This window comes from Streptomyces sp. NPDC049813, from assembly GCF_044465085.1.
GTDB lineage: Bacteria > Actinomycetota > Actinomycetes > Streptomycetales > Streptomycetaceae > Streptomyces.
In genome coordinates this window covers 403,610-415,329 of record NZ_JBITLI010000001.1, presented here as the reverse complement: position 1 = coordinate 415,329, position 11,720 = coordinate 403,610, and the positions used below count along the sequence as shown (strand labels likewise).

Genomic DNA, 11,720 nt, shown 5'->3' with positions numbered 1-11,720 from the left:
ACGGGCGGAGTGTAGGCGGGCGGGGCCCGGCAGAGGAAGGGGCGGCGGCCCAGGTCAGCCGGGAGCCCGCCGCATCAGCAGCTCCCGTACGCGGCTCGCGTGCCGGCGGCTGACGGCGATCTCGGCGGTGCCGACGCGCAGGGTCATCCCGGCGCCGTCCAGGCGGAGTTCGTCGATGCGGTGCAGGGAGACGAGGTGGCTGCGGTGGACGCGGACGAAGCCGAGCGGCTGCCAGCGCTCCTCCAGGGTGGCGAGCGGGATGCGCACGAGGTGGCCCGCGCCGTCCGTGGTGTGCAGCCGGGCGTAGTCGCCCTGGGCCTCGGCGTAGGTGATGTCGGAGACGGCCACGAGGCGGGTGACGCCGCCGAGTTCGACGGGGATGCGGTCCGCGACGGTGGCCGGTGGCGGGACGCTGGCGGCTCGTTCGGCGACGCGGCGCACGGCTTCGGCCAGCCGCTCGCGGCGGACCGGTTTGAGCAGGTAGTCGACGGCCTTCAGCTCGAAGGCCTGGACGGCGAAGTCCTCGTGGGCGGTGACGAAGACGACCAGCGGCGGGCGGGCGAACCCGGCGAGCAGCCGGGCCACGTCGAGCCCGGTCAGGCCCGCCATCCGGACGTCGAGGAAGAGCACGTCGATCGCTCCGTCGGCGCCGGGTCCGTCCTCCAGGGCGCGTCCGATGCGGCGCAGCGCCTCGGTGGCGTCGGTGGCGCCCTCGGCGCTGCGGATCCGCGGGTCCGCGCGCAGCAGGTAGAGGAGTTCGGCGAGGGCGGGCTCCTCGTCGTCGACGACCAGTACGCGCAGCATGCGGCGGAGTGTAATCGGCGGGTCGCTTGAGCGGATCGGGCGCCGGGTGCGTACCGGTGGGCGAGAGCGGGAGGAACGCATGAGGCCCCTGGAACGGCATCGCGACGCCGGCGCCTACGCGCTGGGGGTCCTGGACGCGGCGGAACGGTTCCGCTTCGAGGACCATCTGCCGCAGTGCGCGGTGTGTGCCGCGCGGTTGCGCGAACTCGGCCCGGCTGCCGACGCGTTGGGGGTGTACGCGTGGGTGACGCCGCGCCGGGCCGAGGTCCTCGCGCGCCCCGCGCCGCTGCTGGTGGAGCGGGCCGTGGACCGGGCCGGGGCGCTGCATCGGGCGGCGCGGCGGCGGGTGTGGGGCGCGGCGCTCGCGGCGCTGCTGCTGCTCGGCGCGGCCGGGCGGGGCGCCGCGCTGCTGGCCGGGGGCGGAGGTGAGGGCGGGGCGGGGTTCGCGCTGCGCGGCCGGGACCCGGTGAGCAAGGTCGCGGCGACGCTCACCGCGGACCCGCAGGGGTGGGGCACCCGGGTGGCCCTCGACGTCCGCGATCCGGGCGGGCCCCGGGTCTGCGCGCTGGTCGCCGTGGGCCGGGACGGCGGCGAACAGACGGTGGCGAGCTGGGCGGTCCGGGGCGGCGGGGGCGCGGGCCGGGTCATGGTGCAGGGCGGTGCGGCGGACCACCCGGACGAGATCAGCCGCTTCGAGGTCCGCACCGCCGACGGCACCCGCCTGCTGGCGCTGCCGGTGGGCGACGAGTGAGCGGGCCTCCCCCGCGGCCGTGGCCCGGCGGCGCCCGGGAGGCCCGGGAGGCCCGGGGCTACTTCAGCAGGCGGGACATCCGCCGGTCCGCCAGTGGCTTGCCGCCCGTCTGGCAGGTCGGGCAGTACTGCAGGGAGCTGTCGCTGAAGCTGACCTCGCGGATCGTGTCGCCGCAGACCGGGCACGGCTCACCGGTCCGCCCGTGGACGCGCAGCCCGCTCTTCTTCTCGGCCTTGAGGCGGCCCGCGGCGACCCCGCGGGAGCGCTCCACGGCGTCGGTGAGGGTGGTGCGGAGCGCCTCGTAGAGCGTGTGCACGTCCTGCGGCGTCAGGGCTGCCGTCAGTTTGAACGGGGACATGCGGGCCACGTGCAGGATCTCGTCGCTGTAGGCGTTGCCCACCCCCGCGATCAGCGACTGGTCGCGCAGCGCGCCCTTGATCTGGCGCCGCTCCCCCGCGAGCAGGCCGGCGAGGGCGGCCTCGTCGAACTCCGCCGCGAGCGGGTCGGGGCCGAGTCGCGCGACGCCCGGCACGTCGCCGGGGTCCCGGACCACGTACACCGCGAGCTTCTTCTTCGTGCCCGCCTCGGTGAGTTCGAAGCCCTCGCCGGTCTCCAGCGCGACGCGCAGCGCGAGCGGGCCCTTGCCGGGCTTCGGCGGCCCGTCGGGCAGCCGGTCCTTCCAGTGCAGCCAGCCCGCGCGCGCCAGGTGGGTGACGAGGTGCGGTCCGTCGGTGGCGATGTCGAGGAACTTGCCGCGGCGGGCCACGGAGGTCACGGCGCGGCCCTCCAGGGCCGTCAGCGGGGGGTCGTACGTCTTCAGGACGCTGATCGCGACCGGCAGGACGCGGACGATCTCGTGCCCCACCAGGTGCTCGGTGAGGAAGTCCTTCAGCGCTTCGACCTCGGGGAGTTCCGGCATACGTCCAGGGTGCCACCGGGCGCCGGGTCCGGCGATCTTGGCGGACGGCCGGGGCGGGCCGTGGCGGCCACGACGCAGCGGCGGGCCCGGCTTCGCAGCCGGGCCCGCCGTGCCTACGGGGAAGGGGGCGTCAGTGACGCGGCCCGTGTCCCGGACCCGACTTGTCGTCGCGGGGCATGCCCTTGCGGTCGGCCTCGGGGGTGTCGTACTCGATCCGCTCCTTGCGGACCGTGCCGGAGACCTCGTCCGTCTCGGTGACCTTCTCGGTCTCCAGGCGGACCCGCTCGACCGGGACGGTCTCCTTGCTGACGACCGCGCGCTCGGCGTGCAGCGTCACCTCGGTCTCGGCCTCGCCGATGTCCGTGCCCTTGAGCTCGCCCTCGCGGATCGGCTCACGCACGACGCGGACCTCCTCGTGCGAGACGGGGACGGAGGTGGAGACGTTCTCGGTCTCGACCACCTTGCGCAGGTGGGCCTGGCCGACCTCCTGCTCCTCGGTGCCGACGCGCAGCCGCTCCTCGGAGCGGATCATCTCGTCCTTGCCGTCGGTCCCGGCGCCGGAGCGCATCGCGGGCTCGCGGGCACCGGCGGCCGCGGCGTGCCGCCCGTGCGCGTCGTCGCCCATGCCCAGGCCGGCGCCGGCCGCCGCGCCGCCGGCCGCGGCGCCGCGGGTGCCCTCGCGCCCGGTCCCGCCGGCGCCGGCCGTACCGGCCGCCGACGGCTTCGCGAGGCCGTAGTGCGCGTAGAGCTCCTGCTTCTCGGACTGGTCCAGATGCTGATCGGCATCGACGCGGGGCGCGTCCTTGACCTTCTCCTTCGTGTACGCCACCTTCAGCGTGTCGTCGGCGCCGCGACTGGCACCGGCCAGCGGTACGAAGCTCTCCTTCATGCCGAAGAGGCCGGTCTTCACCGTGATCCAGTCAGCACGGCCGGTCGCGTCGTCGAGATAGACCCGCTCAACGCTGCCGATCTTCTCTCCCGTACGGTCGTGCGCCGTGAGTCCCACGAGGGCATCGGGGGTGTTGAAGGTCTCGCCCTGCGTCATGCGTGATCACTCCCTCCGGAACATGGGGGCGAACGGAGGTCGCCGCTTCGACCATGTGCCTCGTATCCCATGGCGCGGCCTGGCGGTGATCCGTGCAACAAGGGGCTTCACTGCGTGTAGTCGAAAAGGGCGGTCCGGTACGCGTTCGTGGTGCGACAGCGCCGGTGTGGCCCCGTCGGGACGGAACGCGGAAAGCGGCCGTACGGGTGAACGGTTGTCGTTTACCACTCCCCGATGTCGGCGCCCCCGCCCCCATGCTGAAGGAGCCCGCGGCCGACCCGGGCGCGGGCGGGGACCACGAACTCGCACCACACGCATTTGCCGCCGCCGCGCGCCTCCACGCCCCACGCGTCGGCGAGCCGGTCCACGAGGAGCAGGCCGCGGCCGGAGACCCCGGCCGCACCGGCCTCCCGGCGGCGCGGCAGGGCGCTGGAGCCGTCCTCCACGTCGACCCGGAGCCTGCGGTCGGCGCCGGTCAGCACCCGCAGGGTGACGACGGCCGGGCCGTCGGTGTGCATGAGGGCGTTGGTGATGAGTTCGTCGGCGACGAGTTCGACCTCGTCGGCGCTGTCGCCCGCGCCCCAGGCGCGGACCGCCGTGCGGATCATGTGCCGGGCGGCCGCGAGGGCCTCCGGGTCGCCCGGCGGCACGTGCTCGGTCAGCCGGCCGCCGCCGCGCGCCGCCCCGGCGCCCCGGCGGCGCAGGAGCAGCAGCGCGACGTCGTCCTCGCCGCCGCGTTCGTCGACGGAGGCGCAGAGCCGGTCGGCGAGCTGGTCGACGTCGGCGGGGCCGCTGCCGATGAGCGCGGTCAGGGCGTCCAGGCCGTCGTCGAGGTCGGCGCCCGGCTGTTCGACGAGGCCGTCCGTGCAGAGCAACAGGGTCTGGCCCGGGTCGAGTTCGGCGGTGGTCACCGGGTAGGCGAGCCGCCCGAACTCCGCGGAGAGACCGAGCGGCAGGCCGCCCTCGACGGGCAGCCGGTGGCCGGTGCCGTCGGCCAGGCGCAGCAGCGGGTCGAGGTGTCCGGCGCGCACGATCTGGACGACACCGGTCGACAGGTCGGCCTCCGCGTACAGGCAGGTGGCGAACCGGTCGGTGTCGAGTTCGTGGAGGAAGACGGAGGCGCGGGCCATCACCGTCGCCGGGGGGTGGCCCTCGGCCGCGTAGGCGCGCAGCACGATGCGCAGCTGGCCCATGACCGCGGCGGCGTGCGTGTCGTGCCCCTGGACGTCGCCGATCACGGCGCCGAACCGGCCGCCCGGCAGCGGGATCACGTCGTACCAGTCGCCGCCGATGTCCCGGGCGAGGGACTGGCCGGAGGCGGACCGGTAGCGCACGGCGATGTCGGCGTCCGGCACCGTGGGGATGGTGCGCGGCAGCATCGCCTGTTGCAGGTGCTGGGCGAGGTCCTTCTCCTGCTCGTAGAACATGGCGCGCTGCAGGCTCTGCGCGATGCTGCTGCCGAGGGCGACCAGGACGTTGCGCTCGGACTGCGTGAAGCCCTTGCGGTCGTGGTAGAGCAGGCCGACGGCGCCGATCGGCCGGGCCTGCGCGATCAGCGGCAGATAGGCGGCCGAGCGGATGCCCAGGTGGGTGATGTGCGGCCACAGCAGCGGGTAGGACGCGGCGAAGTCCTCCGGCGACTCGATGAAGCGGGGCATGAGGGTGCGCACGACCTCGCCCATCGGGTACGGCTCGTCGACGTGGGTGATGTGGGTGCCGGGCACGAAGCTGCCGGCCGGGCCCTCGGCGACCAGGTGGATGCGGCCGCCGCGGACCAGGCCCATGACGAAGCTGGTCGCGCCGAGGTGCTCCACGCCGTGCGTCTCGCGCAGCACGTCGAGGACCTCCTCGACGGTGCGGGCGTGGGCGAGCGCGGCGGTGGTGGACTGCACGACGTCGGTCTCCCGGCGCCGGACGGCCTCGCGGGCCGCGCGCTCCTGCTGCACGGTGGCGTCGTTCAGCTCGTCGGTGGCGTCGCGCACGATGCCGACGATGCGGCGGGGCCGGCCTTCCTCGTCGCGGCGGATGTAGCCGCGCGTGTGCGTCCAGCGCAGCTCGCCCGCGCGGGTGCGGATGCGGAAGTACGCGCCGTAGTTCTCCTCGCCGCTCTTGAGGGCCTGGGAGACGAGGGCGTCGAGGCGGCTGCCCTCGCCGGGCGGGACGCGCTGTCCGAGGGTCTCGGGCCTGCCGTCGTACTCCCCGGGGTCGAAGTCGAAGACCTCGAAGGCGTTGGCGTCCATGTGCATCAGGCCGGAGACGAGGTCCCATTCGAAGCCGCCCATGCGCAGGCCCCGCCCGTACGCCTCCAGAAATCCGCGCGGGGAGTCGTCCGGGCTCTCCCCCTCGGGGGGATCGCCGGGTTCCTCGCCGCCCCAGCTGCCCGCGTCCATGGGGCCCACGCTAGAGGCAGGGTCAGGGGGGCGCATGCGGGCGCGGGCGGGTCCGCGCCCGCATGCGCCCGGGCGGGCCGGGGCGGGGCAGACTGAGGGGATGGAGTGGTTCGGTGACACTGACTACGGGCTGAGCCGCCTGCTGTTCCAGCGGGGGCTCGCCGCGGTGTACCTCGTCGCGTTCGCCGCGGCCGCGCTCCAGTTCCGGGCCCTGATCGGGGAGCGCGGGATGCTGCCGGTGCCGCGGTTCCTGGCGCGGGTGCCGTGGCGGCGGGCGCCGACGCTGTTCCGGCTGCACTACTCGGACCGGTTCTTCGCGGGGTGCGCGTGGGCCGGGGCCGGGCTCGCCGTGGCGCTGCTCGCGGGCGCGGACCAGCTGCTGCCGCTGTGGGGAGCGATGCTGCTGTGGCTGGCGCCGTGGGCGCTCTATCTGTCGGTCGTCAACGTCGGACAGCTCTGGTACGGCTTCGGCTGGGAGTCGCTGCTCCTGGAGACCGGATTCCTCGCGGTGTTCCTCGGCAACGACGAGGTGGCGCCGCCGGTCCTGGTGCTGTTCCTGCTGCGGTGGCTGCTGTTCCGGCTGGAGTTCGGCGCGGGGCTGATCAAATGGCGCGGTGACGCCTGCTGGCGGAAGCTGACCTGCCTGTACTTCCACCACGAGACGCAGCCGATGCCGAACCCGCTGAGCTGGTTCTTCCACCGGCTGCCGCGGCCCCTGCACCGGATGGAGGCGGCGGCGAACCACGTCACGCAGCTCGTCGTCCCCTTCCTCCTGTTCACCCCGCGGCCGCTCGCCACGGCGGCGGCCGCGCTGATGATCGTCACCCAGCTGTGGCTGATCCTGTCGGGCAACTTCGCGTGGCTGAACTGGCTGACCGTGGTGATCGCGGTCGCCGCCCTCGACCTGACCCCGCTGCGCCCCGCCCGCGCCCTGCCCGCCGCGCCGCTCTGGTACGAGACCGTCGTGCTGGCGGCGACGGCACTCGTGGTGTGCCTGAGCGTGCGGCCCGCCCGCAATCTCTTCTCCCGCCGCCAGGCGATGAACCGCTCCTACGACTCCCTGCACCTCGTCAACGCGTACGGCGCCTTCGGCACGGTCGGCCGCGTCCGCCAGGAGATCGTGGTCGAGGGGACCGCCGACCCGGTCCCGGGCCCGGCCGCCGAGTGGCGGGCCTACGAGTTCCGGGGCAAGCCGGGCGACCCGCGCCGGCTGCCGCGCCCGTTCGCCCCCTACCATCTGCGGCTCGACTGGATGATGTGGTTCGCCGCGCTGTCGCCCGCCTACGCCCGGCCCTGGTTCGACGGCTTCGTCGAGCGGCTCCTCGAAGGCGACCGGGACACGCTGCGCCTGCTGCGCCACTGTCCGTTCCCCGGCGCGCCGCCCACGTACATCCGGGCCCGCGTGTACCGCTACCGGTACACGACGTGGCGCGAGCTGCGGGCGACGGGCGCGTGGTGGGAGCGGACCTATGTGCGCGAGTTCCGCGCGCCGACCCGGCTGAGGTAGACCCGCCGGGCGGTCCCGGCGAACACGTCCGCGTCGACGCCGCCGACCAACTGCGCTGCCACGTCGACCACTTGAGCGTAAGAGGCCGCCAGCGTGCACACCGGCCAGTCCGAGCCGAACATCACCCGGCCGGGGCCGAACGCGTCCAGGACCGTGTGGGCCCAGGGTCTGAGCGTCTCCACGGTCCAGGCCGCCGGGTCGGCCTCGGTGACCATCCCGGAGAGCTTGGCGACCGTGTTCGGGAGCGCCGCGAGGGCCCGCACGCGGGTCCGCCAGGGCTCCGGGTCCCCGGTGGCGATCGGCGGCTTGCCCACGTGGTCGAGGACGAAGGTGAGTTCCGGGTGGGCGGCGGCCGCGGCGACGCAGGCGGGCAGCTGGTGCGGGAGCACCACCAGGTCGTACGCGAGTCCGGCGGCGGCCACCGCGGCAAGGCCCCGGCGCACGTCGGGGCGGAGCAGCCACGCGGGGTCCGCCTCCCCCTGCACCTGGTGCCGGATGCCCACGAGGTGCCGGCCGCCCGGCAGCTCGCGCAGGGCGGCCAGCGCCTCCGCCACGTCCGGGCGGGTCAGGTCGGTCCAGCCGACGACGGCCGCGGCGAGACCGCCGCGACCGGCGAGAGCGAGGAGTTCGGGCGTCTCCTCGGCGACGGTGACGGTCTGGACGAGGACGGTGGCGGTGACTCCGGCGGCCCGGGCCTGCGGGGCGAGGTCGTCGAGGGTGAAGTCCCGTCGGATGGGCGCCAGTTCGGGACCCGTGATCCAGTCCTGGTCGCGGACGGACAGGTCCCAGACGTGGTGGTGGGCGTCGACGATCCCGGGGGTGCCCGTCACGGCAGCTCCCAGACGACGGGCAGGCCCGCTGCCGCGCCGTCGGCCGAGTAGTCGTGCGCGACGTCGAGGAGCGTGTCCATCCGGGCCTGCCAGGCGATGTTCACCGGGAGCCGCTCCAGCTCGGCCAGCATGCGGGCGTAGTCCTCGCACTCCAGGAGGTGGAACAGGTCGGTGCCGCTGCGCCAGATCGTCCACCGGGTGGCCCCGGCGGCCCGGATCGCCGCGACCAGTTCGGCGGGGACCTCGCGGTGCGCGGCGTCGTACTCCGCGACGCGGTCGGCGCGGACCTTGGTGTGCAGGGCGACTCTCACGCGCTCTCCTTCGGCCCGGGGGCGGGGGTGTCGGGGTCGAGCAGGCCGCGGTCGCGGGCCTCGGCCCAGAACGCGGCGGGTACGGGGGCCGCGAACTGCTCGGCGGTGTCCAGGACTTCGGCGGCCGAGCGGGTGCCGACCAGGACGCCGGTGACGGCAGGATGGCCGAAGGGGAAGGCGAGTGCCGCCGCGCGCAGCGACGTGCCGTGGCGTTCGGCCAGCTCCTTGAACTCCAGGGCCCTGGCCACGAGGTGCGGCGCGGCGCGGGCGTAGTCGAAGGTGCCGCCCTGTCTCGGGTCGGCCAGCAGACCGGAGTTGAAGACGCCGCCGACGACGACGGAGACGCCGCGTGCGGCCGCGGCGGGCAGCAGCGCGGGCAGGGCCCGCTGGTCGAGCAGGCTGTAGCGTCCGGCGCACAGGACGACGTCGACGTCGGTGTCGCGGACGAACCGGGTCAGCATCGCCGCCTGGTTCATGCCCGCGCCGATGGCGCCCACGAGCCCTTCGCCGCGCAGCCGTTCCAGCTCCGGATAGGCCTGGGTGAAGGCCTGTTCGGCGTGGTCGTCGGGGTCGTGGAGGTAGACCACGTCGACGGCGTCGAGGCCGAGCCGGCCGAGGCTCTCCTCGATCGAGCGGCGCACCCCGGCCGCGCTGAAGTCCCACACCCGCCGGTGGGTGGCGGGCACCGCGAACCCGTTGCGCAGGTCGTCGCCGGTGCCGTCGGCCGGTACCAGGAGCCGGCCCGCCTTCGTGGACAGGGTGTACGAGCCGGCGGGCCGGCCGCGCAGATACGCGCCGAGGCGTCGCTCGGACAGGCCGGTGCCGTAGTGCGGGGCGGTGTCGAAGTACCGGATGCCGGCGTCCCAGGCGGCGTCGAGGGCCGCGTACGCCGCCTCGTCGCCGACCGGCGTGAGGAGGTTGCCGATCGCCGCTGCGCCGAAGCCGAGCGCGGTGACGGGGACGTCGCTGCGGCCGAGGGTCCTTGCCCGCATCGGCGTCACTGCCCCGCGGGCCGCAGGCGCAGGCCCTGCATGCCGCCGTCGACGGCGAGGGAGGTGCCGGTGGTCGCGCCGGAGAGCGGGCTCGCCAGGTGGGCGACGGCGCCGGCCACCTCGTCGGCGTGCACGAGGCGGCCGGTGGGCTGGCGGGCTTCGAGGGCGGCGCGTTCGGCGGCCGGGTCGTCGGCCTTGTCGAGAAGCCGGCCGATCCAGGGGGTGTCGGCGGTGCCGGGATTGACGCAGTTGACGCGGATGCCCTCGCGGACGTGGTCGGCGGCCATCGCGAGGGTGAGGGAGTACACGGCGCCCTTGGAGGCGGCGTACAGGGCGCGCTGCGGCAGTCCCGCGGTGGCGGCGATGGAGCAGGTGTTGACGATCGCCGCGTGGTCGGAGTCGCGCAGCGCGGGCAGGGCGGCGCGGGCGACGCGCACCAGGCCGACGACGTTGACGTCGAGGACCCGGTGCCATTCGGCGTCGTCGTTGTCGGCGACGGTGCCCTGCGCGCCGATGCCCGCGTTGTTGACGAGGACGTCGAGTCCGCCGAGGTCGGCGACGGCGGTGGCCACGGCGGCCCGTACGGCCGCGTCGTCGGTGACGTCGGCGGCGTACCCCCGCAGCGGCTCGTCGACGGCCGTGATGTCGCGGTCGAGGACGGCGACGTCCGCGCCGCGGGCGGCGAGCAGGCGTGCGGTGGCGCGGCCGATGCCGGAGGCGCCTCCGGTGACGAGGGCCTTGAGTCCGGCGAAGTCCTGGAGGCGGGCGGTCTCGGTCATGCTGCGGCTCCGTTCGGGTGGGGCGGTTCCTGCGCGGCCCGCTCCGTCAGCCAGAACTCCCCGTCGGGGTAGGTGAACCGGGCGATGGACTCGGGACGCATGGTGGCGGAGAAGCCGGGTGCGGTCGGCGCCAGGTAGCGGCCGTCGCGGATGACGACCGGGTCGAGGAAGTGGTCGTGCAGGTGGTCCACGTACTCGATGACGCGGTCCTCGGTGGTGCCGGTCAGGGCGACGTAGTCGAACATCGACAGGTGCTGGACGAGTTCGCACAGGCCCACGCCGCCCGCGTGCGGGCAGACGGGGACACCGAACTTGGCGGCGAGCAGCAGGATCGCGAGGTTCTCGTTGACGCCGCCGACGCGGGCCGCGTCGATCTGCAGGATGTCCAGGGCGCCGGCCTGGAGGAGCTGTTTGAAGACGATGCGGTTCTGTACGTGTTCGCCGGTGGCGACCTTGACCGGGCCGACGGCGGCGCGGATCGCGGCGTGGCCGAGGATGTCGTCGGGGCTGGTGGGCTCCTCGACCCAGTACGGGTCGAACGCGGCGAGGGCGGTGGTCCACCGGATGGCCTCGTCGACGTCCCAGCGCTGGTTGGCGTCGACGGCGAGCCGGACGCCGGGGCCGATGACCTCGCGGGCGGTGCGGCAGCGGCGCACGTCGTCGGCGAGGTCGGCGCCGACCTTCAGCTTGATCTGGGTGAATCCGTCGGCGACGGCCTGCCGGGCGAGCCGGGTGAGCTTCTCGTCGGAGTATCCGAGCCAGCCGGGCGAGGTGGTGTAGCCGGGGTAGCCCCGCTCGGTGAGCCGGGCAGCGCGCCGGTCGGCGCCCGCGCGCCCGGCGCGCAGCAACCCCAGGGCCTCCTCGGGGGTGAGCGCGTCCGCGATGTACCGGAAGTCGATCTGCCGGACGAGCCACTCGGGTTCCGCGTCGGCGAGCAGCCGCCACAGCGGTTTGCCGGCCCGTTTGGCGGTGAGGTCCCACGCCGCGTTGACGACCGCGCCGATCGCCATGTGCATCACGCCCTTCTCGGGCCCCAGCCAGCGGAGTTGGCTGTCACCGACCAGGTCGCGGTTGAGGCTGCCCGGATCGGCGCACAGCGCGTCGACGGAGCGGCCGACGACGTGGTGGCCGAGCGCCCGGACCGCGGCCACCTGCACGTCGTTGCCGCGGCCGATGGTGAAGGTGAAGCCGTGCCCCTCGTGGCCGTCGGCGGCGTCCGTGCGCAGCACGACGTACGCGGCCGAGTAGTCGGGGTCGGGGTTCATGGCGTCGGAGCCGTCCAGGTCCCGGGAGGTCGGGAACCGGATGTCGTAGGTGTCGATCGCGGTGACCCGCGGGGCGGTTGCGGACACGGAATGCCTTTCGGGCAGGGGGCCGGGGCGCAGGCGGTGG

General features: G+C 74.6%; 11 protein-coding genes. 2 read left to right on the top strand and 9 right to left on the bottom strand.

What is annotated here, in order from left to right; genetic code table 11:
* Window positions 1–54: 54 nt before the first annotated feature.
* A complete protein-coding gene (locus ACIBW6_RS01685; protein ID WP_399055398.1) occupies window positions 55–804 on the bottom strand; it encodes a LytR/AlgR family response regulator transcription factor in 750 nt (249 codons plus the stop codon).
* A gap of 79 nt (window positions 805–883) precedes the next feature.
* Between ACIBW6_RS01685 and ACIBW6_RS01680 the strand changes: the two genes are divergently transcribed.
* The gene (locus ACIBW6_RS01680; RefSeq protein ID WP_399055396.1) at window positions 884–1,555 is read left to right on the top strand and encodes a hypothetical protein; all 672 of its coding nucleotides are present in this window, start codon (window positions 884–886) and stop codon (window positions 1,553–1,555) included.
* A 58-nt stretch (window positions 1,556–1,613) separates the two neighbouring features.
* Here the strand turns inward: ACIBW6_RS01680 and ACIBW6_RS01675 are convergent, their stop codons facing one another.
* The 3 genes from ACIBW6_RS01675 to ACIBW6_RS01665 form a co-directional block, all read right to left on the bottom strand.
* Entirely contained in the window at window positions 1,614–2,474 is an 861-nt protein-coding gene (locus ACIBW6_RS01675) for an Fpg/Nei family DNA glycosylase (protein WP_399055394.1), read from the bottom strand.
* A gap of 130 nt (window positions 2,475–2,604) precedes the next feature.
* The gene (locus tag ACIBW6_RS01670; protein WP_399055392.1) at window positions 2,605–3,519 is read right to left on the bottom strand and encodes a DUF2382 domain-containing protein; all 915 of its coding nucleotides are present in this window, start codon (window positions 3,517–3,519) and stop codon (window positions 2,605–2,607) included.
* A 221-nt stretch (window positions 3,520–3,740) separates the two neighbouring features.
* The gene (locus ACIBW6_RS01665; protein ID WP_399055390.1) at window positions 3,741–5,909 is read right to left on the bottom strand and encodes a SpoIIE family protein phosphatase; all 2,169 of its coding nucleotides are present in this window, start codon (window positions 5,907–5,909) and stop codon (window positions 3,741–3,743) included.
* Window positions 5,910–6,009: 100 nt separating this feature from the next.
* Between ACIBW6_RS01665 and ACIBW6_RS01660 the strand changes: the two genes are divergently transcribed.
* Window positions 6,010–7,416: a lipase maturation factor family protein gene (locus ACIBW6_RS01660; protein WP_399055388.1), complete on the top strand. Its 1,407-nt coding sequence runs from the start codon at window positions 6,010–6,012 to the stop codon at window positions 7,414–7,416.
* On the opposite strand, the gene ACIBW6_RS01655 is transcribed toward ACIBW6_RS01660, so the two are convergent.
* Genes ACIBW6_RS01655 through ACIBW6_RS01635 form a run of 5 tightly spaced genes read right to left on the bottom strand, consistent with a single transcriptional unit; the run spans window position 7,377 to window position 11,680 of the window.
* Window positions 7,377–8,246, bottom strand: a complete 870-nt coding sequence (locus ACIBW6_RS01655; protein ID WP_399055386.1) for an amidohydrolase family protein — start codon at window positions 8,244–8,246, stop codon at window positions 7,377–7,379. The genes ACIBW6_RS01660 and ACIBW6_RS01655 overlap by 40 nt on opposite strands.
* Window positions 8,243–8,557, bottom strand: a complete 315-nt coding sequence (locus ACIBW6_RS01650; RefSeq protein ID WP_399055384.1) for an L-rhamnose mutarotase — start codon at window positions 8,555–8,557, stop codon at window positions 8,243–8,245. Before ACIBW6_RS01650 ends, ACIBW6_RS01655 begins: the two co-directional genes overlap by 4 nt.
* Window positions 8,554–9,549, bottom strand: a complete 996-nt coding sequence (locus tag ACIBW6_RS01645) for an aldo/keto reductase (protein ID WP_399055382.1) — start codon at window positions 9,547–9,549, stop codon at window positions 8,554–8,556. Before ACIBW6_RS01645 ends, ACIBW6_RS01650 begins: the two co-directional genes overlap by 4 nt.
* A gap of 5 nt (window positions 9,550–9,554) precedes the next feature.
* Window positions 9,555–10,328 (bottom strand): SDR family NAD(P)-dependent oxidoreductase, encoded by a 774-nt coding sequence (locus ACIBW6_RS01640; protein ID WP_399055380.1) that lies wholly within the window; start codon window positions 10,326–10,328, stop codon window positions 9,555–9,557.
* Window positions 10,325–11,680: an L-fuconate dehydratase gene (locus ACIBW6_RS01635; RefSeq protein ID WP_399055378.1), complete on the bottom strand. Its 1,356-nt coding sequence runs from the start codon at window positions 11,678–11,680 to the stop codon at window positions 10,325–10,327. The genes ACIBW6_RS01640 and ACIBW6_RS01635 overlap by 4 nt, the downstream gene beginning before the upstream one ends.
* Window positions 11,681–11,720 lie beyond the last annotated feature (40 nt).